Source organism: Serratia sp. GW822-FHT06E05 (genome assembly GCF_058799445.1).
Window position 1 is genome coordinate 310,923 of sequence record NZ_JBXALM010000001.1, and the last position, 25,996, is coordinate 336,918.

General features: G+C 55.7%; 29 protein-coding genes. 14 read left to right on the top strand and 15 right to left on the bottom strand.

The features are described 5' to 3' along the window. Positions 1-42 precede the first annotated feature (42 nt). Entirely contained in the window at positions 43-1,269 is a 1,227-nt protein-coding gene (locus tag AC1RKC_RS01360) for an NADH:flavin oxidoreductase/NADH oxidase family protein (protein ID WP_493092217.1), read from the bottom strand. A gap of 68 nt (positions 1,270-1,337) precedes the next feature. Here AC1RKC_RS01360 and AC1RKC_RS01365 point away from each other — a divergent pair, with 68 nt between their 5' ends. Further along, complete coding sequence (locus tag AC1RKC_RS01365) at positions 1,338-1,736, top strand: MerR family transcriptional regulator (protein WP_020826929.1); 399 nt, start codon at positions 1,338-1,340, stop codon at positions 1,734-1,736. A 503-nt stretch (positions 1,737-2,239) separates the two neighbouring features. On the opposite strand, the gene AC1RKC_RS01370 is transcribed toward AC1RKC_RS01365, so the two are convergent. The 3 genes from AC1RKC_RS01370 to AC1RKC_RS01380 form a co-directional block, all read right to left on the bottom strand. Then, complete coding sequence (locus tag AC1RKC_RS01370; protein ID WP_128864880.1) at positions 2,240-2,749, bottom strand: hypothetical protein; 510 nt, start codon at positions 2,747-2,749, stop codon at positions 2,240-2,242. Between the two features lie 482 nt (positions 2,750-3,231). After that, a complete protein-coding gene (locus AC1RKC_RS01375) occupies positions 3,232-4,173 on the bottom strand; it encodes an SDR family oxidoreductase (protein WP_493092216.1) in 942 nt (313 codons plus the stop codon). Between the two features lie 122 nt (positions 4,174-4,295). Next, on the bottom strand, positions 4,296-5,126 hold the full coding sequence (locus AC1RKC_RS01380) for an alpha/beta fold hydrolase (protein WP_020826925.1): 831 nt from the start codon (positions 5,124-5,126) through the stop codon (positions 4,296-4,298). 176 nt (positions 5,127-5,302) lie between these two features. Here AC1RKC_RS01380 and AC1RKC_RS01385 point away from each other — a divergent pair, with 176 nt between their 5' ends. After that, positions 5,303-5,707 (top strand): MerR family transcriptional regulator, encoded by a 405-nt coding sequence (locus tag AC1RKC_RS01385; RefSeq protein ID WP_129982835.1) that lies wholly within the window; start codon positions 5,303-5,305, stop codon positions 5,705-5,707. A 10-nt stretch (positions 5,708-5,717) separates the two neighbouring features. Here the strand turns inward: AC1RKC_RS01385 and AC1RKC_RS01390 are convergent, their stop codons facing one another. The 4 genes from AC1RKC_RS01390 to AC1RKC_RS01405 form a co-directional block, all read right to left on the bottom strand. Then, positions 5,718-6,107, bottom strand: a complete 390-nt coding sequence (locus tag AC1RKC_RS01390; RefSeq protein WP_129982836.1) for a nuclear transport factor 2 family protein — start codon at positions 6,105-6,107, stop codon at positions 5,718-5,720. 121 nt (positions 6,108-6,228) lie between these two features. Then, entirely contained in the window at positions 6,229-6,546 is a 318-nt protein-coding gene (locus AC1RKC_RS01395; protein WP_020826922.1) for a cupin domain-containing protein, read from the bottom strand. Positions 6,547-6,895: 349 nt separating this feature from the next. Continuing rightward, positions 6,896-7,147, bottom strand: a complete 252-nt coding sequence (locus AC1RKC_RS01400; protein WP_020826921.1) for a CsbD family protein — start codon at positions 7,145-7,147, stop codon at positions 6,896-6,898. Positions 7,148-7,277: 130 nt separating this feature from the next. Continuing rightward, positions 7,278-8,774: a helix-turn-helix transcriptional regulator gene (locus AC1RKC_RS01405; RefSeq protein ID WP_493092215.1), complete on the bottom strand. Its 1,497-nt coding sequence runs from the start codon at positions 8,772-8,774 to the stop codon at positions 7,278-7,280. 235 nt (positions 8,775-9,009) lie between these two features. Between AC1RKC_RS01405 and AC1RKC_RS01410 the strand changes: the two genes are divergently transcribed. Both AC1RKC_RS01410 and AC1RKC_RS01415 read left to right on the top strand, forming a co-directional pair. After that, positions 9,010-9,981, top strand: coding sequence for a hypothetical protein (locus AC1RKC_RS01410; protein ID WP_115058806.1), 972 nt, complete (start codon positions 9,010-9,012; stop codon positions 9,979-9,981). A gap of 45 nt (positions 9,982-10,026) precedes the next feature. Then, entirely contained in the window at positions 10,027-10,221 is a 195-nt protein-coding gene (locus tag AC1RKC_RS01415; protein ID WP_020826918.1) for a hypothetical protein, read from the top strand. 165 nt (positions 10,222-10,386) lie between these two features. Here AC1RKC_RS01415 and hchA read toward each other — a convergent pair whose 3' ends face one another. From hchA to hypA, 7 genes are all read right to left on the bottom strand, one after another. Beyond that, positions 10,387-11,262: a glyoxalase III HchA gene (gene hchA / locus AC1RKC_RS01420; protein WP_046373535.1), complete on the bottom strand. Its 876-nt coding sequence runs from the start codon at positions 11,260-11,262 to the stop codon at positions 10,387-10,389. A gap of 109 nt (positions 11,263-11,371) precedes the next feature. Beyond that, positions 11,372-13,438, bottom strand: a complete 2,067-nt coding sequence (flhA, locus tag AC1RKC_RS01425; protein ID WP_046373536.1) for a formate hydrogenlyase transcriptional activator FlhA — start codon at positions 13,436-13,438, stop codon at positions 11,372-11,374. 88 nt (positions 13,439-13,526) lie between these two features. Next, a complete protein-coding gene (gene hypE, locus AC1RKC_RS01430) occupies positions 13,527-14,540 on the bottom strand; it encodes a hydrogenase expression/formation protein HypE (protein ID WP_115058809.1) in 1,014 nt (337 codons plus the stop codon). After that, positions 14,537-15,664 carry a hydrogenase formation protein HypD gene (hypD, locus tag AC1RKC_RS01435; RefSeq protein WP_493092214.1) on the bottom strand — a complete coding sequence of 376 codons (1,128 nt, stop codon included), beginning with the start codon at positions 15,662-15,664 and terminating at the stop codon, positions 14,537-14,539. Before hypD ends, hypE begins: the two co-directional genes overlap by 4 nt. Then, entirely contained in the window at positions 15,648-15,944 is a 297-nt protein-coding gene (gene hypC, locus AC1RKC_RS01440) for a HypC/HybG/HupF family hydrogenase formation chaperone (protein ID WP_020826913.1), read from the bottom strand. Before hypC ends, hypD begins: the two co-directional genes overlap by 17 nt. Continuing rightward, entirely contained in the window at positions 15,935-16,729 is a 795-nt protein-coding gene (gene hypB, locus AC1RKC_RS01445) for a hydrogenase nickel incorporation protein HypB (RefSeq protein WP_493092213.1), read from the bottom strand. Before hypB ends, hypC begins: the two co-directional genes overlap by 10 nt. 17 nt (positions 16,730-16,746) lie before the next feature. Next, positions 16,747-17,091 (bottom strand): hydrogenase maturation nickel metallochaperone HypA, encoded by a 345-nt coding sequence (gene hypA / locus AC1RKC_RS01450; protein ID WP_046373540.1) that lies wholly within the window; start codon positions 17,089-17,091, stop codon positions 16,747-16,749. A 261-nt stretch (positions 17,092-17,352) separates the two neighbouring features. Between hypA and hycA the strand changes: the two genes are divergently transcribed. The 10 genes from hycA to hydN all read left to right on the top strand — a co-directional run bounded on the left by hycA (position 17,353) and on the right by hydN (position 25,994). After that, positions 17,353-17,820 carry a formate hydrogenlyase regulator HycA gene (gene hycA / locus AC1RKC_RS01455; protein WP_020826910.1) on the top strand — a complete coding sequence of 156 codons (468 nt, stop codon included), beginning with the start codon at positions 17,353-17,355 and terminating at the stop codon, positions 17,818-17,820. An 87-nt stretch (positions 17,821-17,907) separates the two neighbouring features. Further along, positions 17,908-18,522 (top strand): 4Fe-4S dicluster domain-containing protein, encoded by a 615-nt coding sequence (locus AC1RKC_RS01460; protein WP_413510211.1) that lies wholly within the window; start codon positions 17,908-17,910, stop codon positions 18,520-18,522. Continuing rightward, a complete protein-coding gene (locus AC1RKC_RS01465) occupies positions 18,522-20,390 on the top strand; it encodes a proton-conducting transporter transmembrane domain-containing protein (RefSeq protein WP_493092212.1) in 1,869 nt (622 codons plus the stop codon). The genes AC1RKC_RS01460 and AC1RKC_RS01465 overlap by 1 nt, the downstream gene beginning before the upstream one ends. Positions 20,391-20,400: 10 nt before the next feature. Beyond that, positions 20,401-21,336: a respiratory chain complex I subunit 1 family protein gene (locus AC1RKC_RS01470; protein ID WP_115058815.1), complete on the top strand. Its 936-nt coding sequence runs from the start codon at positions 20,401-20,403 to the stop codon at positions 21,334-21,336. A 22-nt stretch (positions 21,337-21,358) separates the two neighbouring features. Next, positions 21,359-23,062 carry a hydrogenase large subunit gene (locus AC1RKC_RS01475; protein ID WP_493092211.1) on the top strand — a complete coding sequence of 568 codons (1,704 nt, stop codon included), beginning with the start codon at positions 21,359-21,361 and terminating at the stop codon, positions 23,060-23,062. 12 nt (positions 23,063-23,074) lie between these two features. Beyond that, positions 23,075-23,620, top strand: coding sequence for a formate hydrogenlyase complex iron-sulfur subunit (locus AC1RKC_RS01480; protein WP_020826905.1), 546 nt, complete (start codon positions 23,075-23,077; stop codon positions 23,618-23,620). Beyond that, entirely contained in the window at positions 23,617-24,414 is a 798-nt protein-coding gene (locus AC1RKC_RS01485; RefSeq protein ID WP_020826904.1) for an NADH-quinone oxidoreductase subunit B family protein, read from the top strand. Before AC1RKC_RS01480 ends, AC1RKC_RS01485 begins: the two co-directional genes overlap by 4 nt. Then, on the top strand, positions 24,411-24,827 hold the full coding sequence (locus AC1RKC_RS01490; protein WP_020826903.1) for a formate hydrogenlyase maturation HycH family protein: 417 nt from the start codon (positions 24,411-24,413) through the stop codon (positions 24,825-24,827). Before AC1RKC_RS01485 ends, AC1RKC_RS01490 begins: the two co-directional genes overlap by 4 nt. Continuing rightward, positions 24,820-25,290, top strand: coding sequence for a hydrogenase maturation peptidase HycI (gene hycI, locus AC1RKC_RS01495; protein WP_493092210.1), 471 nt, complete (start codon positions 24,820-24,822; stop codon positions 25,288-25,290). Before AC1RKC_RS01490 ends, hycI begins: the two co-directional genes overlap by 8 nt. 161 nt (positions 25,291-25,451) lie before the next feature. Next, the gene (gene hydN, locus AC1RKC_RS01500) at positions 25,452-25,994 is read left to right on the top strand and encodes an electron transport protein HydN (protein WP_046373547.1); all 543 of its coding nucleotides are present in this window, start codon (positions 25,452-25,454) and stop codon (positions 25,992-25,994) included. Positions 25,995-25,996 lie beyond the last annotated feature (2 nt).

Genomic DNA, 25,996 nt, shown 5'->3' on the forward strand with positions numbered 1-25,996 from the left:
TCAGTTAATTTTTTGCTGGCAGGGCGCACGTAACGAGATGGCTTAGGCCCGCTGCTGGCGCCATTCACGATAACGCCGGGTGATGCGCTTGGTCCGTAACTGGTTGATGATTAATGTAAACAGGGGGGAATAATGGCTGGCACGAGTATGCCCTTCGCCCAGTGCGCGTAAGCGGCGAGTGACCAAAGCCATTCGAGCCAAGCCTGCCATGGTTTTATTTTTCCATGTTACCGGTTTTGGCAGTGCATAAGGTTCATTACCGGCTTTCCACTGGAGCGGCAGGTCAGGAACCTGTGCCATGGCTGTTGCTATACCCGCCACGGCGACGCCGCTATCCAGTACTTGTTGCGCCACGGACTTACGGGCGATACCTCCCGTCGTCATCACCGGCATGTGGGCGATGGCGGCCAGATCGCGGGCAAACTCCAAAAAATAGGCTTCGCGCGCCAATGTGCGTCCATCCGCGGCGTTACCCTGCATCGCTGGGCTTTCGTAGCTGCCTCCTGACAGTTCAATCAGGTCGATAGGCAATTCATTCAGCAACAAAATCACTTGTTGCGCATCTTCTTCAGAGAAGCCACCGCGCTGAAAATCGGCCGAGTTCAGCTTGATCGAAACGCAAAAGCTTGGCGAGACACGTTCACGCACGGCTCCCACGACCTCTAACAGTAAGCGAGCACGATTAGCCAGGCTGCCACCCCATTGATCGTGACGTCTATTGGTCAAGGGAGACAAAAATTGCGAGAGCAGATAGCCGTGTGCTGCGTGGATTTGTACGCCAGTAAATCCAGCCTGTTCGGCAGCATAAGCAGTGGTAGCAAAACGTTCGATCACCTCATCGATCTGCGCCTGGCTCATGGCCGTCGGTTGTGCGAATAACTTGCTGTGCTTACCCATTTCCACGGGAACGGCCGACGGTGCCCAGGCTTCGCCCCCCATACTTGCCATGACCTGGCGGCCAGGATGGTTAATCTGCATCCAAACCTGCGCACCGGTCTGGCGTGCGGATTTGGCCCAAGCCGTAAACGGGGCAAGCGGGGTATTGGCCTCAAGAGCCACGCCACCGGGCCCCGTCATTGCACGACCGTCGATCATGACATTACCGGTAATGATCAGGCCAACACCACCTTGCGCCCAGCTCTGGTATAAACGATACAATGCCGGGCCAGGCACTTGGCCGACGTCGGCCATATTTTCTTCCATCGCGGCTTTTGCCAGGCGGTTGGGAAGGACGCTGCCGTTAGGCAGGGTAAGCGGGGTGAACATCATGGCGGATCCTTAATCAACAAGAGAACCCGTGTATACTAAGATTAAAGTCAACTTTAAGGTCAAGCGAAATGAAAATAGGGGAATTGGCAGAGCGTTCGGGTCTGGCCGCATCGGCCATACGTTACTATGAGCAACAGGGATTACTGCCTAAGGCATCGCGCAGCGCCAACGGATATCGTGTTTATAGCGAGACCTCGCTGGAGCGTTTGCATCTTATCCAGATCGGACAAAATCTGGGTTTTGCACTGGATACGATCCGCGGCGTGCTGTCGCTGGAAGGAATGGCGTACCAGGACAGCCTTATGCAGAAGCTTGATGCGCGGCTTGAGGAGATTGATCGCATGATGGCGACGCTGAGTAATCAGCGGGAAACGCTGCAGGACACCAAGCGCAAGCTGAATGAATCGGGGTTACAGGGCATATGTCCAGATAAAAGCAGTTTGGTTAAGGTGACAATGTCACGATGAGTGAGGTGCGAGTTGATGTTTCTATCCCAGAATTGCTGTATACGCAGTATGAGTTCAAACGCTGATCCTGTTTCATATTAGTGCACCGGCCATGGATGTCATTTCATCCCAAAACACCAGGCCACAATTTGCGATGTACGATCACCAAGATGAGAACTGCCGCGTGAAGAAGGTTATCTATTCTGGAAAACATCGGCTCAAGGGGAATGCTTTAGTGCACAGTGCAAAACCGGTGAGAAGAAGCTCAGTGTGAATTTGGTTTTCATGGCGGAGAGATTCCGGATGAAACATTGAGTGTTTGAATCAGCATGGCATTAAGCGTAAAGCATCGGCATAACGGGATATGAATAAGCCATGGTAAAGCCCAAAAGCTCAGATTCTACGTAGAGCTACCCAGGTGCGCATAATGTATATTATGTTAAATTGCATATTGAGATAGCTGAGCCTTAACCTGACTACCCGCCCCCAAGGGTTTTCTTTCTGTAGAACCTGTTCTTTCATCATCATTCCCAGTTTTCCTTTTCGTAAGGTTTTAGCCAGTTCTTTTCAGTTACAGGTACTCGTTCACCATTAAAGGTATACGTACAACAACGGCATCGAACCGGGACGTCTTCTGCAGTGAATTCAGGATTAACCTTCTGCAGCAATCCTTGCTCATCGATGCAAAGCCCGCTGTAGTAACTCGATTCGCCATAACGTACGTAGCTGCTCCAATTTTTACGCTGTAATGCAACCAAATAAAAAATCGGCTCTTCCTTATCCAGTCGACTTATTGCTTCACGATGCACATCAATCCACGGTTGCCCAACGTTACGCAGCAAAAATTTGAACAACGGCGTGTAATCAATACCTTGTTGCATTCTGCCGTGCATGCCTTCCCGCATCGGCAAGTTCTCATCAATCGCGTGTTTCTTATGGCGCTGCCAGCGGTACTCACCACCATGGCGGATTGCTCCCCTTGCAGTAGTGTTCTCCCTGCGAAAAAGCATTTTCGGCCTGCCTTTCTTAAACATCATCCTTTTCCCTGTTTTATTTTGATCGCGCTACGTGAAATCTGAGAAAGCCTGGCAGCAATTTCCCTTGCAGATTTCACCAAAATGCACTGTTTAACTGGCATTAAATCGACCAATATATCTGCATATTCACCCTGAGTTGGGCAGCATTAAAGCACAAATCAGTAGCCCTGACGTAAAACAGATCCTCTTCCTCGTTGATGATGAGCGATTATGCCATGAGTAAAACCCGCGGATATCCGCTCACCGGTGATCTGTTTACCAGGATAATTTGTCGCTGCGCTGTCCATGTTTCTAAGGCGTCGCTAAAAATTCAGGAGCAATTTTTGACTCAGTTCAGTATCCGGTAAATCATCATTCTAACAAAAATCAAATAACATCATGTTTTACATTAAGTTATCACTGTCATTTGAACTCAGGCACCTAAAATTCTATTTAACATAATGCGATAATTGTGACGTTGTCACTGAAACTGCTTCTGCTCAACCAACCTTTTTGTCCTGCCACTCACGCCTGATCTCCTCCAGCCCCTCGCGATACGTCGTTACGTTAAAGTTTGGGAAGCGGCGTTTGAATTTTGTCGAGTCGAACAAATTGTCCTGCTGATATCGCGGTAACAGCTCCCGAATCTCACGGGCTCCTTTTGAAAACAGGCCCGTAACACTTAGGACCCATTTGTTGATGACGGAGTAAGAGATATTTTTCCCGAATACCTCACAGGCCAAAGAAACGAATTGAGCGTAAGTCAGTCGATCATCGCAGCACGGCAAGTGCCACGTCTGACCGGAAGTATCGGGTGCATTGCCAAGAACAGCCAGCGCACGGCTGGCGTCAGGTGTCCAGATAAGGGTACGTAGTGTATCGTCACATACAGGGACACACGGTTTTTCATCCGCCTTGAGTTTGTCGATGATTAACGCATTGGTGAAGCTCTGCGTTTTCCCCGGCCCATAGAACTCGGGGGCACGTCCAAGAGTGACGGGAATATTCTTTTGCTCCATTTCCTTTAGCACCATATTCGCCATCAATGCTCGCACTTGCCCTTTTCGCCCCTTAGGCGCGAATGGAGTTTCTTCCGTTTGCACATCGCTGTTCTGCGGATACATATAGGTGTTATCAAAGTAAACAAAATGAGCTCCTACCGAGCGGCTCGCGTCCAACGCATTTTTTAACATCGTTGGAAACTGTTTCTCCCACAGTGCTGAATCCGGTGGTAATCCTGCAACGAAGTAAAGCGTGTCGCTGCCTTTTGCAGCTTCAAGAGTCTGTTGTGCATCCAGCAAGTCTGCCGCGATAAGCACATCGCTTTGATTGACCTTCCGCGGATTACGACTGACCAACCGCAGATCATCGGTGTATGAACGCTTCAGCTCTCGCGCAAGCTCTTGGGCGATCTGGCCATTGGCCCCCAGAATCGTTTGCATTTCAATTTCTCATCTTTGCAGTATGGCGCTATTTACGCACTCAGAAGGCGCTGCCAAAGGGGGCGGGCGACAGGCCCCTCCAGAAGGAGCCTGTTTTTTTCACGAGAACCGTGTTTCCCGCATCAGCTATTTACAAAGGCCAGTAGATCGCTGTTGACCCGATCAGCATGGGTCGTAGGTATGCCGTGCGGCGCACCTTTGTAGGTAATAAGCTTGCCGTTTTTGACCAACTTGGCCGAGAGCACGCCTGAATCTTGGTATGGAACCACTTGATCGTCATCGCCGTGGATCACCAAAACCGGGATGGAAATACGCTTGAGATCGTCGGTGAAATCAGTCTGTGAGAACGCGACGACGCCGTCATAATGAGCCTTGGCGCCGCCCATCATGCCTTGCCGCCACCAGTTCCAGATGACCGCATCCAACGGCTTGGCGCCGGGCCGGTTGTAGCCGTAGAAAGGTCCCGCGGGAACATCGTAATAGAACTGCGCCCGATTGGCGGCCAGTTGCGCCTGGAAATCATCAAATACCGATTTAGGTGTCCCTTGCGGATTACTGTCGGTTTTCACCATCAACGGCGGCACAGCACTGATCAGTACGGCTTTCGATACCTTATCCTCACCATGACGCGTGATGTAACGCACCACCTCGCCCCCGCCCGTTGAGTGACCCACATGCATGGCACCTTGCACGCTCAAATGTTTCACTACCGCAGCAACGTCGTCCGCATAGTGATCCATATCATGCCCTTCCGATACTTGACTGGAACGACCATGGCCACGTCGATCGTGCGCAACAACGCGGAATCCTTGGTTTACGAAGAACAGCATCTGGGCATCCCAATCATCGCTAGACAGCGGCCAGCCATGATGGAAAAAGATGACTTTTCCATCTTTTGGTCCCCAGTCCTTGTAGAAAATGTCAACGCCATCGCTAGTGGTTACGTAACCCATATCAATTCTCCCATTCAGCAATTAGTCAAAGGGTAATGCTTTTCTCGGCCACGCGCAGGAAAGGCCGGTTCCGGACCTTGCACCCGAAAGCGGATTTGCCTTCGGTCCTGCGTTGACCGTTTAGAGAGTATAGGTTTAAAGTTAGCTTTAAGGTCAATAGGGGTTTTTCGAACGGTATGAAGATTGGGGATTTGGCAAAGGCAACGGGGCTCTCTCCCTCCCGGATTCGTTTCTACGAGGCAGAAGGCTTAATCAGCCCTCCTCCACGTCAAGGCAATGGCTACCGAAACTACGCACCCGAAGTTGCAGGTGTACTGAAGATCATCGATAACGCCCAGCAGGCAGGCTTTTCGCTTGAACAAATACGTCAGTTCCTGCCGCGCAATCAAGCGGGCTGGGATCACGAAGGGCTGATCCATTCCCTCAATACCCGCGTAGCCGAGATTGAACAACTACAACAACAACTTAAGGAGAGCAAAAAAGCAATATTGGCTATGATCGCCAACCTCAAAAATCGGCCGGAGGGTATTTCCTGTGGGGACAATATGCAACGGTTGATAGGCCTGATGGAGGATCCGTAACTACATGGATTCACTCTGCCGTTGGCGTTCCCTGATGGAACCGCATCTGCCAATGGTCATCGTTCTCGCTCGACGATCGCAGCCAGATTGAAGAGCGGAAAGTACTACGGGTCACGTTGCCGTCGGCGCCGCGCTGAAAACTTCTGTAGGTTAGTAACACCACTCCTTCGGCAATAGTGGACAGCTTGAAATTTTCGGCATAAATAGGCACCTGGCCAGTTTCTTCCTGCAATGCCGCAATGGTATGCCCCTTGTTGTAGCGCTGTCCCGAACGGCCGATCTCTTCAAAATCATCATGCAGCAGTTTTTCCACCGTAACCGAGTCGTTTCGCAGCAGTGGCTGATGCAACATCGTTTCCAGAGACTGGATTTTGGTTAACAACGCTGTGGAATGGCTCAAAGCGCCCTCCTTATTGGCACTGCCTGACAGGCCAACAAGGTTGGCCCGTGATAGACAGGTCTGAAAAATAGAGTGGGATTATCGCCTGCGCTCAGTGTTCGGCAGGCTGACAGAACAAGAATTAGCGCGCCAACTCCACGCCATCCAGTTCGGAAATCGCGAGACAGTAAACCTCTGTGAGAGCATCCACGGTATAGGCGGTATTGGCCGGGATCATAAACATTTCATGGGACTGCAGGGTTTGGTCGCCGATCTTAAGCTCACCGGACAGGACCATCAGTTTGACCCAGCCCGGATGCAGGCGGGCTGACTGGTGACTGCCTGCATCAAGTTTCAACAGCGCCGTGTGCCCATGTGCCTCGCGTTTCAGAATATGGTAATACACCCCATCGTAAGGCATTTTATCGTAGTGCAATGACGCCAGTGTTCTTTTATGCATGATAGTTCCTCGTAACCTGTGAGTCGTTGTCTGCTCGGTTGCAACATCAAGAGGCAATAGGTTCCTCACTGACCTTTACTCTGCTCCCGAAAGCACATGTTCCGTCAACATCTTTGCAAACTGATTATACTGGCCACTGATGCACAATGCGGGCTGATATTCGCATCTTTATTCAGAGCCTGTTAATAAATATATAGAACCTATGGCTCAGACGCAAAAAACGAAGGGGAGTAAAAAAGGCTTTTTTGTCACAAAATACAATGTGCAGCGGTGCGGGGAAAGCATTCGCCCGCAGGATGCGGGCGAGTCAGGCTGGGGTTTATTTGCGGTAATCAGTCAATCCACAGCCTCAGCGGCGGCGTAGCAGCAGGCCTGCCAACAGGCTCACGCCGGCAAAAATCGCTACCGTAGTGAGAGGTTTCTTCTTGACCAGATCGCTGACGCAGCTAACAGCATCGCCATATTTTTCTTGTAGTGCGCCGGCAACGTAGCGGGTAGATCCCTCAGCCTGCAAACGCTCATCGCCGGTAACATCACCGGCCACTTCCTGCGCCTTGCCTACCACTTTATCCATCACGCCATTGATTTTATCGCTGTTCATTCTGCACTCCTGAGTGAGGTTTGTTTCGACGTTTGCATAGTGCAAATGCCTGCCTTGTCTCACGATAGTAAGCCGTTGATGAACCGCTCATAAGGTCAATTTGCAGGGGATTGGCCAGTGCATTTGCACCCTACTTTCCATTTTTAGACGACCGTTCACCGGCAAACAGCCCCCGCTCTCTGGCCCAGACGATGGCTTCGGCGCGGCTATGGACGTCGAGTTTGGAATAGACCGTCGCCACATGATTACGCACCGTATTCGGGGCAAGATTAAGGCGCGCGGCGATCTTTTTGTCCGGCAGCCCCTCGCAAATCAACCCCAATACGTCGCGCTCGCGGGCGGTAAGATCGGTGAAGGAAAACCCCGCCAGGTTAGGCTTATTGATACTTTTCACATTGGCCAGTTTTTCGAGCAATGTCTGGCTAAACCAGGAAGCGTCTTGCATGACTTCCTCGATGGCAGCCACCAGATCAAGTTCAGAGCGTTTGCGTTCGGTAATATCCATCAGTACCAGGAGATAACAGCGGGCATCCTGAATGCTCACGGCATCCGCTGAAGCCACGCAGTCGATGGTTTCATTGCTCTTTTTGCGTATTTTAAGGTCTTGATTCTCGACGTTACCGCTTTTTTCCAACGTGGTAAATAACCGCCGGCATTCCCCTTGCCCATCGATCACATTGATCTCTTCGACCGTCTTGCCGATTAACTCCTCGGCGGCGTATCCGGTGGTTTTTATAAAGGCCTCATTGATGTCCAGCACCCGCTGCTTGTCCGCCGTGCACACCAGCGTGGGCACCGGACTTAAACGAAAGGACTTCGCAAACCGCTCTTCACTCTCGCGCAGCGCCGACTCCGCCTTGCGACGGGGTTCGAGGTCGGTAAAGGTAAACAGCATGCAATCTTCTTCATTGATGTCCAGCGGCTGGCCGGCGACGATCACCAGCTTGGTTCCGCCGGTCGGCAGCTTCAGCTCGGCCTGCATCTGTGGAATGGTCGCCCCTTCGCTCAGCAATTGCACCGCTTGTTCCTTGCGTTCCGCCTGTTCCAGCACGTCCAGCGCATACACCGAAGTGCCCATCACCTGATCGCGTGTATAGCCCGTCATATCGAGGAACCCCTGGTTGACCTTTATGTAGCGCAGGTCGCTCAGGCTGCAGATCACGGCCGGTGCCGGGTTGGCGTTGAACGTCTTTTCAAAACGCTGCTCGGCACTGGCCCACTCGGTGGCATCACTCAGGATCAAAACCAGCAATTCGGCTTGCCCTTTGCTGTCGGTGATCACCAGGCTGCGTAAACGGTGAACCCACAGGTACTCCGATTCGCTGGCGGGCCGAACTTCGACCAGTACGTCGCTGAAGGTCTCGCCGTTGGCAGCCCGGTTAATCGGATACTGTTCCGGCGTCAAAGGGTGATTGTTGCGATAACGCAAGGCAAAGCGCTCCGCATATTCACCGCCATTGGCACCCAGCTCACTCAACTTGCTCAACCCATGCATGCTCAGCGCTGCCTCGTTAGCCCACAGAATGGTCTGGTCGACCTCGGCCAGGATCACCCCTTCCGACAACCCTGAGATGATCTGCTGTAGCTGGCTACGGTTAGTTTCGTTGGCAAGGATGGATTGACTCATGTTTTCTCCAAAAGACGAAGTGGCTTGGCCGCCTGACGGCGATCGAAGTGCCTGATAGTGGCGCTGTTCCCAACAGCATAGTGCGTAACAGGTGCATTCGCGGGGTGTGAATGCACTAGCTTTGTCGGTGCAAATGAACCGGGACGGTCAGTGGTGCCAAGCGGCAGACTGATTCTGTCGGCGCGGCCCTGTGCTGTGCGTACAACCACTTGTTTAGTCAATATAAGGAATAACAATGACCACTGTCTATGAATCCAATCGCTTTGCGTTTCACGTTTCATGGGGTTCGGTATTGGCCGGGAGTGCCATGGCGTTGGTGACCTATCTGATACTGAGCGTGCTGGGCACGGCCATCGGCGCTTCGGCCGTGGATCCGTTGCATGAGGGCAACCCTCTGAGTGGCTTTGGCACGGGCACCGGGATCTGGTTGTTTGTCACTACCCTGGTCTCGCTGGCGGCTGGTGCATTTGTCGCCGGCAGAACTTCGCCAAACCGTGGCGGTTTGCACGGTCTGCTGAGCTGGGCAGTGACCACATTACTGACGACGTGGCTGGTGATTTCTGTGGCGAGCGGCGTGGTCGGTCTGGCCGGTAGCGCCGTCGGCAAGGGGCTCTCTTTGGCCGGCAACGGTATTGCCGCCGCAGCGCCGGGCATTGGCGAAAACGTCAAACAGCAGTTAGACAAAAATGGCATCAGCCTGGACTGGGGTAATTTGGAAAACCAGTTAACCACCACCCTCAAGCAAAGCGGCAAGGCTGAGCTGGACCCGTCCAAGTTGGAACAAAAGAGCGATAGCGTCGCTGCGGATGGTAAGCAAACCGCTACTGATGCAGCCACTGACCCAACACAGGCGGCTGCAGAGCTCAAGCAATGGTTTGAACGCGTCAAGCAATCCGGTGAACCTACCCTGAATGCGGCTGATAAGGATGCGCTGGTGAATATCGTCGCAGCCCGTACAGGCAAGAGCCGTGCAGAAGCGACCCAGATCGTAGACAACTATGCCCAGGCTTATCAGCAGGCGGTACAAAAGGTCGACCAGCTGAAGGCGCAGGCCGAGCAAAAAGCCCGCGAAGCGGCGGAAGTGGCGGCCAAACAGGTATCACGCGCGGCATGGGGTTCATTGCTGATCCTGCTGTTGGGCGCGGCGCTCAGTTTTGGCATCGGCCGCATCGCCATGTCAACCCGTCGTCCCCTGGCTGTAGGGTAATGAATAATGGATGTTTCAATGAATAGAAGGTTGTCAGGTATCTCATTGAACTATCGAAAAGTGGTGGGTGCTTCGGTCCCCGTACTGGTCATCGATTTCTTCAATGAAAAAAACGAGCGTTACACTCTGCGCTATAACTTGCCACCGGACACGCCGGAACGGACAGAGCGCCGCGTATCATTGCTGCTGCACCTGCTTCGTAAACAAAAGCCGATGGATATCGGTGACGCAACGTCATAAATCTTGTTGAATCCGCTCAACCCGCGCCTGCTGGCGTGGGTTGAGCCTTAATCACTCCCCCTCTGAATAATATCGTTTTTTCGTCGTCAGATTTATTTCACCCTTGCAGATGCCAGGGCAAAACAGAACGCCGTTCTTAAACCTATGTCGCGTCACTGACGCCGTTCATCGAGCCGCAACGTCGGCAAGCAATGTCTCTGCGGCCAACTTACCCAGATTGTTGGAGGCCAACGGGCTGTCGCCGGTCAACAAACGACGGTCTTTGTGGACTTTCCCGGTGATGTCGCTGTTGAGGATCTTGACGCCCAGTTCGCGAAGGCGTTCACCGACCAGCCAGGGCATTGGGCCCGGAATATAACCGATATCGATATTGGCGCCGGTATCTAGCGAGTCCGGGAACACACAGATCTCGTAACCGCGATACAAGAAGTTTTCCTTGTCCTCACCCAAACCCGCCGCCAACAATCCGGCAGGCCCGTGGCACAGTGAAATCACGTAACGGTCGTTGTCATGGGCCCAGAACAGCGCTTTTTTCACGTCTTCGCTGAAGGGGATGTCGTTAAGTACCCCATGACCGCCCGGGATAAAGACACCGATATAATTACCCGCATCCAAATCCTTCACTACCTCAGTCAGCTTTTTCGGTTGCTTGAGCTGACGGCGATATTTCTCATAGGTGGCCTTGACCGCCGCATCCTCACCAGGGAATGCCCACATCTCAAGCTTTACCGGGTCGCCGGATGGCGTTGCAACGTCGATTTCGAACCCGGCAAGATCCATGTGGTGCATGGGCAATAACATCTCCACAGGGTGGTTCCCGGTAGAGAAAAACTTTCCGTTTTGCATCATCAGATAGCGTTCCTGAGACGCAATCATCAACACCTTCCACTTGCCGCCTTTATAAGGCGCAGGATAGTGGGCGCCGTCAAAATCCGTCTTTGCCGACGTGTATTTACTCAAAGAGTAAGGTGACGGAAAGAACGCATTTTCTTCAGCGGCATCAGGGGCAGGATTACGATCTTCGGATGGTAAGTTAGTCATGATGATCTCCTTATGTGCGATTTGCATTGCAGCTTTAGCTTAGGTAACTCAGCCTAAAGCCGCAATGAGGGATATCCCTCATTAGCTGCCCCCTAGCCCACACGGCACTTCACTTAACCAAAATCCCCCATTTCTTCATGCGTGAAAGCAGCGTGGTGCGTTTCAGTCCCAGGCGCTGAGCGGCCCCGCGTGGGCCGGCAACCACGCCGTTGGTTTCCTTCAGCACCCTGATAATCTGCTGGCGCTCATCTTCCCCTGGCTGACTGGGCTCCGCTTTGGGAACCGGGAGCGCCATCGAAGGGACCGGGTATTGCAACTCAGGCAGTTGCAGGTTCAGCACCGTACCACGCGTCAGCAGTACCGCACGTTCGATGACGTTCTCAAGCTCGCGCACGTTTCCCGGCCAGGGCATTTGGCTCAGCAGGCGCAAGGTTTCCGCCGGGATACTGTCGATGGTACGTTTCATGCGGCGCGCAATTTTGTAGGTCAGAAACTTCACTAACTGCGGGATGTCTTCCGGCCTCTCACGCAATGGCGGAATAACGATCGGGAAGACGTTAAGCCGATAGAAGAGATCGCTGCGAAACTCGCGGTCGGCCACCATCTGTTGCAGATCCCGGTTGGTCGCGGCAATCAGGCGCACGTCCACCGAAATCACCTTGTTACCGCCAACGCGCTCGAACTCCCTCTCCTGCAGCACCCGCAGCAGTTTCGGTTGCAGCTCTACGGGAATTTCACCTACCTCATCCAGAAACAGCGTTCCCTTGTCCGCCAGTTCAAAACGCCCCATTCGTTGATTGGTCGCCCCGGTAAATGCCCCTTTTTCATGACCAAACAGATCGCTTTCCAGCAACCCGGCCGGCATGACTGCGCAGTTCATTTTCACCATGCGCTGATCGCGTCGTTCGCTGAGGTTGTGGATGGCTCGGGCTATCAGCTCTTTACCGGTGCCGGTTTCGCCGAGGATCAGCACCGAACAGTCGCTTTTCGCTACCATTTCCACCTGTTTGAGCACGGCGGACATCACCACGCTGCGGCCGACAATCTCGCCGAAGTCCGGGTTATTGCCGTTAATCTGCTCGGTCAGATACAGGTTCTCATGCACCAGGCTCTCTTTGAGCCGGTTAATTTCCTGATAGGCCAGCGCGTTATCCACCGCAATCGCGATACGCTCGGCGATCTGCTGCAACACCCGCAGGTTGGCAGCGTTGAAGTTGTCCGGCTGACATTGCGCCAGCTTGAGTACGCCCAGGGTTTTGTTGCCGAAAACTAACGGCAGCACGCACAGCGTTTGAATTTGCTCATGCCAGAGATCGAACAGCTGGCGCTCATAGGCCGCCAGCCGGTCGGAATGCTTCAGATTCAACAGCAGCATTTCACCGCTTTGCATCACCTGTTCCGACAAGGTGCCCGCCAGCGCTACGCTGTACTGCTGACGCTCAACCACGTCATCTTGCAAATAGTGGGTGGAATAAATGGTGACCTGTTCGGTTTTATCGACGCAAAGCACAATGCTGATCGCGTCGATTTTGAAGAAACGGTGAATTTCCTTTGAGATCTCACCGATCAAATCATCCAAATCGAGTTTCGACAGCACCGCGTTGGTCACGTCGACCAAAATGCGGTAATCATCTCGTTCATGGCGCAATTGCCGTTGACGGAGTTCCGCCTCCTCCCGCAGCTGGAGCTGCTCTGCCGCCAATGCCACCAACTCCATCAGTGTCTGCAACTGCACCAGGCTGGCGTCGGCGAACGGCGCCGGGTGACAACGTAACACTTCACAACCGCCAATCAGGGTACCGCCTGCATGCAGCGGCATCAGGCAATACTGATTAAAGGGTAAATACAGCGCCAGAGCTCCAATTTGCGGATAGCGCGCGTGCAGATCATCGCTCTGCCAGCGCTGTGGCAGCGGGCTTTGTCGCAGCCGACTTACCGGGCCATTTGCCAGCAGGGTCTCATCCTGATAGCTCACCGGCTGTCGATGCGCATCCAGGCCATAAAAGCTGACCCGTTCGCTGTCAGGGTCAAACAGCACCAGCGTGACCTGATCCGCCAATTGCAGGCGTTGCAGTATCTGACGCAGTTGCAGCAACAGATCGGTGAAACTGCGCTGGCTCAGCAGCGTGCGGGTAATTTCCAGTAGTTCTTGTTTTTCTAATTGTGCATTCGACATTGTTTATCACTTGCCTGAGTCGCGATGAAGATTTGTGAGTCACATCGCAAAGTGTAACGCTGGGCCGCGACGTTCTCCCCCGACGGGATCAACAAATCCGCGGCAAAGGCTCGGCATGCGGCAAATCCAACAGGCGGCTGATGCCATAAGCACCCTGCAGCCTTACCTGTCGCCCCTCCGTCACTGTACCAATCAGCGCCGCATCCGCGCCCAATGGGTGAGCACGCAAGGCACAGAGCACGTCCTGTGCGGCTTGCGGTGCGGCCACGACCACCAGTTTTCCCTCGTTGGCAAAATTAATGGCGTCCAACCCCAGCAATTCACAAATGCCACGCACTGCCGGGGCGATCGGCAACAGGCTTTCTTGCACCTCGATGCCCACGCCGGCCGCACGGGAGAACTCATGCAAAATGGCATTCACCCCGCCACGGGTCGCATCACGCATCGCCCGCACACCGTGAATGGCACGCAATGGCTCAATTAACGGCGTTAACACCGCGCAGTCGCTGATCACGCCCAGAGACATACCCAACTTTTCGCGCAGGTTGAGAATAGTTGCCCCGTGATCCCCGAGGGTACCGCTGACAATCACGGCATCGCCGACGCGGATATTTTGCGCCGCCCAGTTCAGACCGGACGGGATCACCCCGATACCGGCGGTATTGATAAATACTTTGTCGGCTGCGCCACGCTGCACTACCTTGGTATCCCCGGTGGCAATGCGAATACCGGCCTGCTGCGCGGTGGCGGCCATCGAGGCGACCACGCGTTGTAACTCGGGAAGCGGCAAGCCTTCTTCGAGAATAAAGCCGCAGGAAAGATAGCGCGGCAGCGCGCCGCTCACCGCCAGATCGTTGGCCGTACCGCAGATGGCCAGCTTGCCTATGTCACCGCCCGGAAAGAAAATCGGGTCAATCACGTAACTGTCGGTGGTAAACGCCAGCCGATCGCCCTGCTGCGTTAACTCGGCCAAATCCAACCGGGCCTGATCTTCACGCTGATCCAACTGCGGGTTGGCAAAGGCCGGCAGGAAAAGATCGTCCAGCAATTGCTGCATGGCAGCACCACCGCTGCCATGAGCCATAGTAATCACGTTATTCATGCCGGCGTCTCCTCTGTTTCACGGCGATATTGGTACCAGGCGGCGCAGGCTCCTTCGGATGAGACCATCAGCGCGCCAAACGCGTTTTGCGGCGTACAACCGCGACCAAACAGCGGACAGTCGCGCGGTTTGCATCGCCCGGTGAGCACGTCTCCGCAGCGGGATCGCGGATCGTCAGCCACTTGCCGCCGCTGCGGACGGAAACGACGTTCGGCATCAAAAGCCTGGTAGCCTGGCGTTAGGGCAATGCCTGAGTTGGCAATGGTGCCCAGCCCGCGCCATTCGCTGCCGCCTCCCAGGACAAAAACTTCGCTCATCGCCTGCTGTGCCAGCCGGTTGCCCTGTTCCGGTACCACCCGCCGGTATTGGTTTTCGGTTTGGCTTTGTCGGCCAAGAAACTGCTCGACCAGCATCAGCACCCCTTGCAAGATATCCAGTGGCTCAAAGCCGGTCACCACCAGGGGTTTGTGGTATTGCCTGCTGATAAAATGATAGGGCTCGGTGCCTATCACCATGCTGACGTGGCCGGGTGCCAGAAAACCGTCAATGCGTACATCCGGCTGTTGCAGCAGGCTGCGCAAGGTGGGGATCAGGCTGATGTGCTGACAAAATACGCTGAAGTTGTCCAGGCCTTCCTGCCGCGCCTGTTGCAGGGTGATCGCCGTGACCGGCATGGTGGTTTCAAAACCCAGCGCGAAGAACACCACCTGCCGTTGCGGATTTTGCCGCGCCAGCATCAGGGCATCCAGCGGTGAGTAGACCACGCGCACGTCGGCCCCGCGCTCGCGCGCCTGCAGTAAAGACCCCTGCTGTCCTGGCACCCGCAGCGCATCGCCGAAGGTGCAAAAAATCACTTCGGGGTGCCCGGCGATTTCGCAGCAGGCGTCGATGCGCCCCATAGGTAAAACGCAAACCGGGCAGCCGGGGCCATGAATGAATTCGATTTGCGCCGGCAGCAGCTTATCCAGGCCAAAGCGGAATATCGCATGGGTATGGCCACCACACACCTCCATGATTTGCAGCGGTCGTTCGGCGGTAAACGGCAACTGTGCGGCGCGGTGCCAGATATGTTGCAGCAGTTTCTTTACCCGCTGCGGATCGCGAAATTCATCTACGTAATCCATGGTTATCCTCCCCCGCCAAAAACAGCGCCACGTCCTGTTCCACTTCCCCCATCGCCTGCAGTGCTGCCAGCATATCCTCGGCCTCTTGTTGATCGAGGCGGCTCATCGCAAAGCCCACGTGAATCAATACCCAACACCCCAGCATCGCTTCTTTGGGTTCACCCTCCCGGCAAACCAATGCGATATTCACTTCTCGCTGCACGCCGCAGACGTCGGCCCAGGCGTGCTGAGGCTGGTGTTGATCCAACGCCACGATCTGCCCGGGGATCCCTATGCACATAGCTGCAGCTCCAGCCAGGCCAACCACTGATCCATCCCTTCCCCCTGAGTCGCAGAAAGGGTAATTATCTCGATGTCGGGATTAACCTGACGGGCATTGGCGATACAGGCGGCCAGATCAAACTTCAAGTACGGCAGCAGATCGACCTTGTTCAGCAGCATCAGACGTGCGGCGGCGAACATATGCGGGTACTTGAGGGGCTTGTCTTCCCCTTCGGTGACCGACAGCACCGCCACCTTGTGCCGCTCCCCCAGATCGAAGCTGGCTGGGCAAACCAGGTTGCCGACATTTTCGATAAACAGCAGGCTGCAGGGTTTGAGCTCCAGGCGCTGGGCGGCTTCGTGAACCATTTGCGCATCCAGATGACAGCCTTTGCCGGTATTGACCTGGATCGCCGGCACGCCGGTGGCGCGGATACGTTCGGCATCGTTGGTGGTTTGCTGGTCTCCTTCCACCACCGCGCACTCACGCATCCCGCGCAGCCGCAGCAGGGTTTCGGTCAGCAAGGTGGTTTTGCCAGAACCGGGGCTGGAAACCAGATTCAACGCCAGGATGTGTTGCTCGGCAAAATACTGGCGATTGCGTTCGGCCAGACGATCGTTTTTATCCAACACCCGGGTTTCTATTTCCAGCATTCGCCGCTGGCTGATGCCAGGCGCATGAGTGCCCGCCAATCCCAGTCCATAATGCAGGTCCCCCTGCAGAGGCCGCTGCGGGCGAAACGGTACCTTTGCTTGCCCTTCAATCGTCATTTCCCCATGGGCACAACCGCAAGTGCTGCACATGTTCTTTCTCCTTTCAGTTATTCAATTTCCAGACGTTTTATTTGCAATCCATCATCGGCCTGCACCCGCAGGTTTCTTCCGGCGCAGTGCGGGCAGACCAAAACCTGCGGGATCAACAGCTCGACGTCCGCCTGGCAGTCATAACACCAGGACAAGGCGCGTTGTTCAGTCAGATGCAGCTCACAGCCTTCGGCCAGGGTGTCGCGACATACCATGTCAAAACAGAACCGCAGCGATTCCGCCTCCACGCAGGAAAATGCGCCAATTTCGAACCACACCGCGGTAATACGTTTCGCACGATGTTGACGAGCCTGTTGCTGCATTATTTCCATCGCATGTTGGCACAAGGTTATTTCGTGCATCCGGCCTCCACTCAGGGGGATAAAACGTTTCGTCACCTTGCGTTGCAAATATGGTGCCAAAACCCATTTGGCATATTTGTCGAGTGTCATGACGTCGACAGTAATTAGCTGGCGGTCCCCAATCCAATTTAAAGATTAATTCTAACCCTGATGATTGAATTAAAAGGAAATAATGAAAATCACCAGAGACTGGCACGCTTTATGCTTTAAGTCGTTCACCCGAAGCGATTCGACAATGACCATCAATTTTGAGTGACGACAATGAGTACTATCAGTGAAGTAACCAGCCAGGCCGATTATATCGCCAACAAAAGCAACCGCCTGATGGCGCAGTGGCAAACCTACCACAGCACCTTAATCAAAGCGGTTACCACCACTAAAAAGAAGATTAATCATCAGTTTACTTACGGTCAGGACGACGATCTGCGTTTTGTACTGTTCAACCACTTCACGGTGAGCATTCAATTAAGTGAGGGATTTTACAGCCGTGATATCTGCTATCGCATTAATTTGGCATCGCCGCATGAAGCGGAGAATTTCGCCCCCTTCGCCCATGCCTCGCTGGATGAAGACGGTAATATTGACGGTGTAATAAACAATCGCGATATGCCGGCGGTATTTGAACATTATCTGGATAAGATCGCCGTTATTTACCAATGCCTGTTTGATTCGCTGCATGACGGCCACGCCATTCATGACGCACTGAAAAAAATAACCCTGTCCGTCTGACTGTCGGCGTTACTCACTGACAGAAAACTGTCGAAACGTCATTTTTTACTGACGATTTCGTCATAAATGACGAAGCAAGGAGTGTGCATGAACCGCTTTATTATTGCGGACCCCAAATTGTGTATTGGCTGCAATACCTGCATGGCCAGTTGTTCTGCAGAACATCGGCAACGGGGTTTGCAGGCATTACCCCGCTTGCAGGTGATTCGTAACGCCCGCGATTCGGCACCGGTGATGTGCCATCAATGTGAGGATGCGCCCTGCGCGCAGGTCTGTCCGGTAAACGCCATTCGCCATCAGGATGATGCCATCGTCCTGAACGAGAGCCTGTGCGTCAGTTGCAAACTCTGCGGTATTGCTTGCCCGTTCGGCGCCATAGGCTTCGGCGGCAGCACCCCGTTAGCGATCCCCTCAGACTGCAACACACCGCTGGCCCTGCCTGCCGCTAAAGCGCCGCGGCCGATTGGCGCCTTCCTGGATTGCGTGCCCGGTGTCCGCGCCGTGGCGGTCAAGTGCGACCTTTGCGCTTTCACCCCCTTAGGCCCGGCCTGTATCCGCACCTGTCCTACCCAGGCCATTCGCTTGGTCAGCGACCACGACGTGCGTAACGCCAGCGAACAGAAAAGGCGCAACGCCATGCAGGCGCTCAGCGCCGAGCTGCCGTTAGCTACCGCCCCAGAATCCCGCAAGGAGCCGAATTGATGTTTTACCCCATTGCGCCCGACCCATTGTCGTTGCTGACTCTGGCATTCGTCGGGTATCTCCTGTTCGCGTTGCTGAGCTGGCTGCTGGCCCCCTGGCCGCGTGTCAATGCCTTGCTGGGTGGCGGCACCTTGCTGTGTGCCATCGCCACCTTGTTGGCCGCCGGACAACTGCTGTTCGCACCGCTGCACAGCACCCGTTTGCCCTGGTTGAGTTATGCGGTGGAAATCAGCGGTATTAATGCGTTGTTATTGCTGGTGATGGCTTTGTGTGGGATCTGTGCCGCGCTGTATCACATCGGAAGCGTCGCGAAGCTGAACGCCAGTGCAGGTGGTCGGTTGGGCGGGCTGATCAATCTGATGCTGGCAGCACTCAGCGCCGCCGCGATCGCCGATAATGCACTGGCCTTGCTGTTGCTGTTAGAACTGGCGGCGCTGTGCGGCTATTTCTTGATTGTCCTCGCCCCGAACGCGAAAAGTCTGCGGGCCGGGCACAGCCAGTTTTTGCTGATGCGCCTGGGCACCCTGCTGTTGGTTATCGCTTTCGCACTGATTTATACCCACAGCCACAGCCTGCAATTCAGCGTGATCCGCGCTACGCCATTACCGGATGCACTGCGTAACGGCGTCTTCCTGCTGGCGTTGGCCGGGTTTGGCATTTTTGCCGGGGTGATGCCGCTGCATGCCTGGGTGCCTCAGTCCCACAGCAGCGCGCCGGCCTCTGCCGCCACGTTGTTTTCCGGCGCACTGATGAAGGTCGGCCTGCTGGGGATCCTGAAGATAGGACTGGATCTGCTGGGTACGCCCCCGCTGTGGTGGGGATTGCTGGTCCTGCTGCTGGCCGCCGGCACCGCATTTTTTGGCGGGTTGTATGCGCTGATGGAGCACGATCTGCGGCGCTTGCTGGCTTACCACACGCTGGAGAATATCGGCATCATCCTGCTGGGCATTGGCGGTGCCATGGTTGGTATGGCGCTGCAACAGCCATTACTGACGGCGTTCGCCCTGATCGGCGGCCTGTTCCATTTGTTGAACCACAGCCTGTTCAAAAGCGCATTGCTGTTGGCGGCGGGCACCATTGAACAACAAACCGGGCTGAAGGACATGGAGAAAATGGGCGGGCTGGCACGGCTGATGCCCTGGACCGCCATTTCTCTGCTGATCGGCCTGGTGGCCATGGCCGCACTGCCGCCATTGAACGGTTTCGCTAGTGAATGGCTGATCTATCAGGGACTGTTCCATTTCAGTGCGGCCCCTGGCTTTATTGGCCATCTGTTCGGGCCGTTGCTGGCGGCTGCGCTGGCCCTGACTGGTGCGCTGGCAGTGATGTGCGTCAGCAAGGTGTTTGGCGTCGCCTGTCTGGGAGCCCCGCGCTGCGCTGCTGCGGCCCAGGCCGTGCAGGCTAACTTGTGCCTGACGCTGAGCCATGCGCTGCCCGCGTTGCTGTGTCTGGTTTGCGGCCTGGGTGCGCCCTGGGTCATCCCGCTGTTTGCCCGGCTGATCGGCATGACGGCCGAACAATCCCTCTCCGTGTCCGACACTTTGGTTTCTACCCCGTTGATCGCCATTTTGTTGCTGGCAATGCCGCTGCTGCCGCTATTGATTGCTGCACGTTATCAGACCCGTCGTCAACCTCGCCGGGTACAGGGTAGCGCCTGGACCTGCGGATATGGTCATGAGGAGGCGATGGTGATCACCGCCACCGGTTTTGCCCAACCGCTTCGGGTGATGTTCGCCCCGCTCTATCAACTGCGCCGTTGGCTGCCGGAATCCTTGTTCAACCCGTTACATTGTAACGCCTTCGTTGCCTTCTGCCGCGGCCTGGCCGCAGTGGAGCTTGCGGTGCTGTTGGTGGTGGCTTTTGCCTGAGGAGATGACAATGACCTATCCCAATGTGTTACTCGGTCTGGCGCAGGCCTTGCTGTTACTGGCCGTCGCCCCACTGTTTGCCGGTGTCAGCCGCGTGCTGCGCGCGCGGATGCATAACCGTCGCGGCCCCGGAGTGCTGCAGGAATACCGCGATATCGCCAAATTGTTGAAGCGTCAGAACGTGGCACCGGCGGCTTCCGGTCTGGCCTTTCATGCCATGCCGTACTTGCTGACCGGCACCCTGCTGGCCATCGCCTGTGCGTTACCCATGTTGACTGTCGCCTCGCCGCTGCCTGCCATCGGTGATGTGATCACCCTGATCTATCTGTTCGCCGTGGTGCGCTTTGTTTTCGCCATTGCCGGTCTGGACACCGGCAGTCCCTTTACCGCCATCGGCGCCAGCCGCGAAGCAGTGTTGGGCATTCTGGTCGAACCCATCCTGCTATTGGGGCTGTGGGTGACCGCCCTGGTGGCCGGTTCAACTCAGTTGAGCGCCATGGTGCAGAGCCTGCTGACGTTGCCACACCCCGCTTGGTTGCCGCTGCTGTTGGCCGCCCTTGCCTGTGCGTTCGCCACCTATATCGAGATGGGCAAACTGCCTTTTGACCTGGCGGAGGCCGAGCAAGAGCTGCAGGAAGGGCCACTGACGGAATATTCCGGTGCCGAGCTCGGCATTTTGAAATGGGGCATCAGCCTCAAACAATTGGTGGTGCTGCAGTTGTTCCTCGGCGTGTTTCTGCCCTGGGGGCAAGCGGCACAATTTACCGTCCTTCACCTGTCGGCGGCGCTGGTCCTGGCACTGCTCAAGCTGCTGTGCGCGCTGACGCTGATCGCGATTATCGAAAATAGCGTGGCGCGTTTGCGCTTCCTGAAAACGGCCCGTACCACCTGGGCCGGTTTTGGACTGGCTTTTCTGGCGCTGGTTTCCTGGCTGGTCGTCGGCTGAATAATGACAAAGGCAATCAATAATGACTAACGAACATCAAGGCCAGCACTATCTGGCGGCGTTGCAGCAACAATTCCCTGCGGCCATGCTGGCAGCCGAATGGCAAACTGCCGATCAGCTGACGGTCACCGTTAAGCTCAACGCGCTGCCGGACGTGGTGGAATGGCTGTATTACCAGCAAGGCGGTTGGTTGTCGGTGCTGTTTGGCAACGACGAGCGCACGCTGTGCGGCCATTACACGCTGTATTACGTTCTGTCGATGGAGCAAGGCACCAAATGCTGGATCACGGTGCGCGCAGAAGTGGATGCCCAAACGCTGGAGTTCCCTTCCGTCACGCCGCGCGTGCCCGCCGCCGTTTGGGGCGAACGCGAAGTGCGTGACATGTACGGTCTGCGCCCGGTGGGATTGCCGGATGAGCGGCGGCTGGTGCTGCCTGACGACTGGCCGGACGATCTTTACCCGCTACGCAAAGACGCGATGGACTATCGTCAACGCCCCGCGCCCACCACCGATGTGGAAACCTATCCGTTCGAGAGCCTGGCCGGAGCCAAAGCCAATGTGGTGCCGATTGGCCCGTTGCACATCACCTCGGACGAACCCGGGCACTTTCGCCTGTTTGTCGATGGAGAAGACATCATCGACGCCGACTACCGCTTGTTCTACGTGCACCGCGGGATGGAAAAACTGGCCGAAACCCGTATGGGCTATAACGAAGTCACCTTTCTGTCGGATCGGGTGTGCGGCATTTGCGGCTTTACCCACAGCGTGGCCTACACCAGCTCGGTCGAAAATGCGATGGGCATTCAGGTGCCGGAACGCGCCCAGATGATCCGCTCGATCCTGCTGGAGGTGGAACGCCTGCACAGCCACCTGTTGAATCTTGGTCTGGCCTGCCATTTCGTCGGCTTCGATTCCGGTTTTATGCAGTTCTTCCGCGTACGCGAGCAGTCGATGAAGATGGCAGAAATACTGACCGGCGCGCGCAAAACCTATGGTTTGAACCTGATTGGCGGTATCCGTCGAGATATTTTGAAAGAGGACATGCTGCAAACCCTGAAGCTGGCCGCGCAAATGCGCAGCGAACTGGTGGATTTGGTCGATATCTTGCTCAGTACGCCCAACACAGAACAACGCAGCGTCGGGGTTGGGCGTCTCGATCCCCAGGTGGCCCGCGATTACAGCAACGTGGGGCCGATGATCCGCGGCAGCGGCCACCGTCGCGATACCCGCATCGACCATCCGTTTGCCGGCTACGCCAAACTGCCGGTGGAGTTATGCGTGGAAAGCGGCTGCGACGTCTATTCCCGCCTCAAGGTGCGCATTCACGAAGTGTTCAACTCGCTCGGCATCATCGAGTTCGGTTTGCAAAGCTTGCCGGGCGGACCGCTGGCGGTGGACGGCTTCACCTATATACCGCACCGCTTCGCCCTGGGCTTTGCCGAAGCGCCGCGCGGCGATGATATCCACTGGAGCATGACCGGCGACAACCAGAAACTGTTCCGTTGGCGCTGCCGTGCCGCCACCTATGCCAATTGGCCCACCCTGCGTTACATGTTGCGCGGCAATACGGTATCCGACGCCCCGCTGATTATCGGCAGTCTCGATCCCTGCTACTCCTGCACCGATCGCATGACCATCGTCGACGTACGCAAGCGCCAGTCCATCATCGTGCCGTACAAAGAGATCGAACGTTACGGCATCGAGCGGAAAAACAAGCCGTTCTAACCGGAGCCCATCATGCTGAAACTGATTAAAAAAGTGCTGAAGACCGGCCCGGCCACTGTCGCCTATCCGGCCCAGCCGTTGGCCATTGATCCGAACTTTCGCGGCAAGCCCGAATACAGCCCACAGCAGTGCATAGCCTGTGGTGCCTGTGCCAACGCCTGTCCGTCCAACGCGTTGAGCATGACCCCCGATCTCAACAGCGGCACCTTGCGCTGGCAGCTGTTTCTTGGGCGCTGCATCTTTTGCGCCCGCTGCGAGGAAGTGTGCCCAACCGCCGCCATTCGGCTTTCGCAGCAGTTCGAACTGGCAGTGTGGCGTAAAGAGGATCTGTACGAACAAGCCGACTTCGCCATTTGTCATTGCCGACAGTGCGGCAAACCCTATGCGGCGCAAAAGGAAATTGATTATGCGATGGCGTTGCTCGGGTTGAGCAGCTCGGAGGCGGCAACCCGCCGTGCGCAGTTTGAAACCTGCCCGGCCTGCAAACAGCAGCAGAATCTGACCCAGGCCGATCGCATTGATATCGGCCGCCATTTGACCCGGGAGGTCATCTCATGAATTCGCCATTGATTGGACCACGTGATGAAAATGGCCTGCCGGTGCCAATCACCCTCGATGACAGCATCGCCAAGCTGAAAACCACCCTGCTGCAGGATATCCGCCGCTCGGCCTATGTCTATCGGGTGGACTGCGGCGGCTGTAATGGCTGCGAAATTGAGATTTTCGCTGCCATTTCACCGCTGTTCGACGCGGAACGTTTCGGCATCAAAGTGGTTCCTTCCCCCAGACATGCCGATATTTTGTTGTTCACCGGTGCAGTGACCCGTGCCATGCGCATTCCGGCGATCCGCGCCTGGCAGGCCTCACCCGATCCTAAAATCAGCATCTCTTACGGTGCCTGTGGCAACAGCGGCGGTATCTTCCACGATCTTTACTGCGTGTGGGGCGGTACCGATCGCATCGTTCCGGTCGATGTCTATATTCCCGGCTGCCCGCCGACGCCGGCGGCGACCATTTACGGTTTCGCCATGGCACTGGGCCTGCTGGATCAGAAAATCAAAGGCCACCAGCATGATGAAACCGACGGTGAAGCTACGCGCCTGTTGCACCCGCAACTGCCCCAGCCGCTGCGAGTGCTGCTGGATCGCGAAGCCCGGCGTATGGCCGGTTACCGCTACGGTCGCCAAATCGCCGACCAGTTCATGCAACTGCTGGCAGCAGAGACACCAGAACCGGTCGAACAGCGCATCGCCGCTTATCTGCACCAGCAAGATGACCTGCGCCTGAATGAAATTGTCGGCAACCTGCAGGGCATTTATCAACGGGTGCTGCGTGGGGAGCTGCGGCTATGACCGATTCCCAAGGGCAGGTGGTGTTTTACTCCCTTAGCCGCAAGTTTGTGCAGGAGAAAAAGGCCCCGCCGAAGGCCCAGGAGGTGATCTATTACAGCCTGGCGATCGGCCATCATCTGGGGGTGATCGACTGCCTGGAAGCCAAACTCAGCTGCCCGCTGGCGGGGTTTCGTGCCTGGATAGCGCAGTTGCCTGCGGGCAGCACCGCACGGCGCAAACTGGAAGGGGTCGATCGGTTTGGCGAAATCTGTATCGACAACAGCCATACCCACCTGTTGGCCACGGCGTTGAGCCACGCGGCGCCGCGTATGAACACTGAACAGCAAAGCTGGAGCCAACAGCTGATCGCCCTGCTTCAATCGATTGAAAACGAACCCGCCATTTACCTGATGGTCCGGAGGCATGATGACTGACGTTTTATTGTGTGTGGGCAACTGCATGATGGGAGATGACGGTGCCGGGCCGCTGCTGGCTGAACTCTGTGCCGGTCATCCCCCCGCGGGTTGGCAGGTGATTGACGGCGGCGCGGCACCGGAAAATGACATCGGACATCTCCGCGAGCTACGCCCAGATCGCCTGGTGATCGTCGACGCCACCGACATGGGGCTCGCGCCGGGTGAAACACGGGTGATCGACGAAAAAGACATTGCCGCCATGTTCATCATGACGACGCATAACCTGCCGCTTAACTTTCTGATCGACCAACTGCGCGAAGACATAGCGGAAATTACCTTTATCGGCATTCAGCCCGAAGTGGTGGCGTTTTATTGCCCGATCAGCGCGGCGGTGAAACAGGCGGTGACGGTGATCCATCAACGCTTGTTTCACTGGGCAGATAATGGTGGTTATCCGCAGCTGGAGGTGACGAATGTCTGACGCGGCATCGTCATTTCTGTCGACCTGCTGTCGACCCCGGGGCCATAAAAAGATAACCCTCTGCTTTTTAAGCATTTTCAATATTGGCATGTTTTATGCCTAACCAGAGCCACGACCTCTCTTTTGCCATACCCGGATGAAGGGTAACCCAGGAGTTATTGATGAACCGGTTTATCATCGCCGATCCCAAAAAATGCATCGGCTGCCGTACCTGTGAAATTGCCTGCGTGATGGCGCACAGCGAAAGCCAGGATATTTCGGCGTTGAACGCCACCAGCTTTGCCCCGCGCCTGCATGTGATTAAAGGCGTCAACGTCAGCACCGCCGTGCTTTGCCGCCAGTGCGAGGACGCCCCCTGCTCCAACGTCTGTCCTAACGGTGCCATCAGCCGCACCAACGGCATGGTCCTGGTGATGCAGGAACGCTGCATCGGCTGCAAAACCTGCGTCGTGGCCTGTCCCTACGGCGCCATGGAAGTGATCACCCGTCCGGTGGTCCGCCAGAATGGCGCCATGATGAGCGCCACCACCGAGAAAGCCGAAGCCCATAAATGTGACCTGTGTATCGGTCGCGACAGCGGCCCGGCCTGCATGGAAACCTGCCCAACCAATGCGTTGCACTGCGTCGATCGCAACATGCTGCAGGAAATGAACGCCGAGAAGCGCCGCCGCGCCGCGCTCGACACAATGTCGTCACTGTTTTAGGA

What these genes read in the sequence shown, in the direction of transcription:
- AC1RKC_RS01360 (WP_493092217.1), bottom strand. Translation starts at nt 1,269, where the DNA reads ATGATGTTCACCCCGCTTACCCTGCCTAACGGCAGCGTCCTTCCCAAC.
- AC1RKC_RS01365 (WP_020826929.1), top strand. Translation starts at nt 1,338, where the DNA reads ATGAAAATAGGGGAATTGGCAGAGCGTTCGGGTCTGGCCGCATCGGCC.
- AC1RKC_RS01370 (WP_128864880.1), bottom strand. Translation starts at nt 2,749, where the DNA reads ATGTTTAAGAAAGGCAGGCCGAAAATGCTTTTTCGCAGGGAGAACACT.
- AC1RKC_RS01375 (WP_493092216.1), bottom strand. Translation starts at nt 4,173, where the DNA reads ATGCAAACGATTCTGGGGGCCAATGGCCAGATCGCCCAAGAGCTTGCG.
- AC1RKC_RS01380 (WP_020826925.1), bottom strand. Translation starts at nt 5,126, where the DNA reads ATGGGTTACGTAACCACTAGCGATGGCGTTGACATTTTCTACAAGGAC.
- AC1RKC_RS01385 (WP_129982835.1), top strand. Translation starts at nt 5,303, where the DNA reads ATGAAGATTGGGGATTTGGCAAAGGCAACGGGGCTCTCTCCCTCCCGG.
- AC1RKC_RS01395 (WP_020826922.1), bottom strand. Translation starts at nt 6,546, where the DNA reads ATGCATAAAAGAACACTGGCGTCATTGCACTACGATAAAATGCCTTAC.
- AC1RKC_RS01400 (WP_020826921.1), bottom strand. Translation starts at nt 7,147, where the DNA reads ATGAACAGCGATAAAATCAATGGCGTGATGGATAAAGTGGTAGGCAAG.
- AC1RKC_RS01405 (WP_493092215.1), bottom strand. Translation starts at nt 8,774, where the DNA reads ATGAGTCAATCCATCCTTGCCAACGAAACTAACCGTAGCCAGCTACAG.
- AC1RKC_RS01410 (WP_115058806.1), top strand. Translation starts at nt 9,010, where the DNA reads ATGACCACTGTCTATGAATCCAATCGCTTTGCGTTTCACGTTTCATGG.
- hchA (WP_046373535.1), bottom strand. Translation starts at nt 11,262, where the DNA reads ATGACTAACTTACCATCCGAAGATCGTAATCCTGCCCCTGATGCCGCT.
- flhA (WP_046373536.1), bottom strand. Translation starts at nt 13,438, where the DNA reads ATGTCGAATGCACAATTAGAAAAACAAGAACTACTGGAAATTACCCGC.
- hypE (WP_115058809.1), bottom strand. Translation starts at nt 14,540, where the DNA reads ATGAATAACGTGATTACTATGGCTCATGGCAGCGGTGGTGCTGCCATG.
- hypD (WP_493092214.1), bottom strand. Translation starts at nt 15,664, where the DNA reads ATGGATTACGTAGATGAATTTCGCGATCCGCAGCGGGTAAAGAAACTG.
- hypC (WP_020826913.1), bottom strand. Translation starts at nt 15,944, where the DNA reads ATGTGCATAGGGATCCCCGGGCAGATCGTGGCGTTGGATCAACACCAG.
- hypB (WP_493092213.1), bottom strand. Translation starts at nt 16,729, where the DNA reads ATGTGCAGCACTTGCGGTTGTGCCCATGGGGAAATGACGATTGAAGGG.
- hypA (WP_046373540.1), bottom strand. Translation starts at nt 17,091, where the DNA reads ATGCACGAAATAACCTTGTGCCAACATGCGATGGAAATAATGCAGCAA.
- hycA (WP_020826910.1), top strand. Translation starts at nt 17,353, where the DNA reads ATGAGTACTATCAGTGAAGTAACCAGCCAGGCCGATTATATCGCCAAC.
- AC1RKC_RS01460 (WP_413510211.1), top strand. Translation starts at nt 17,908, where the DNA reads ATGAACCGCTTTATTATTGCGGACCCCAAATTGTGTATTGGCTGCAAT.
- AC1RKC_RS01465 (WP_493092212.1), top strand. Translation starts at nt 18,522, where the DNA reads ATGTTTTACCCCATTGCGCCCGACCCATTGTCGTTGCTGACTCTGGCA.
- AC1RKC_RS01470 (WP_115058815.1), top strand. Translation starts at nt 20,401, where the DNA reads ATGACCTATCCCAATGTGTTACTCGGTCTGGCGCAGGCCTTGCTGTTA.
- AC1RKC_RS01475 (WP_493092211.1), top strand. Translation starts at nt 21,359, where the DNA reads ATGACTAACGAACATCAAGGCCAGCACTATCTGGCGGCGTTGCAGCAA.
- AC1RKC_RS01480 (WP_020826905.1), top strand. Translation starts at nt 23,075, where the DNA reads ATGCTGAAACTGATTAAAAAAGTGCTGAAGACCGGCCCGGCCACTGTC.
- AC1RKC_RS01485 (WP_020826904.1), top strand. Translation starts at nt 23,617, where the DNA reads ATGAATTCGCCATTGATTGGACCACGTGATGAAAATGGCCTGCCGGTG.
- AC1RKC_RS01490 (WP_020826903.1), top strand. Translation starts at nt 24,411, where the DNA reads ATGACCGATTCCCAAGGGCAGGTGGTGTTTTACTCCCTTAGCCGCAAG.
- hycI (WP_493092210.1), top strand. Translation starts at nt 24,820, where the DNA reads ATGACTGACGTTTTATTGTGTGTGGGCAACTGCATGATGGGAGATGAC.
- hydN (WP_046373547.1), top strand. Translation starts at nt 25,452, where the DNA reads ATGAACCGGTTTATCATCGCCGATCCCAAAAAATGCATCGGCTGCCGT.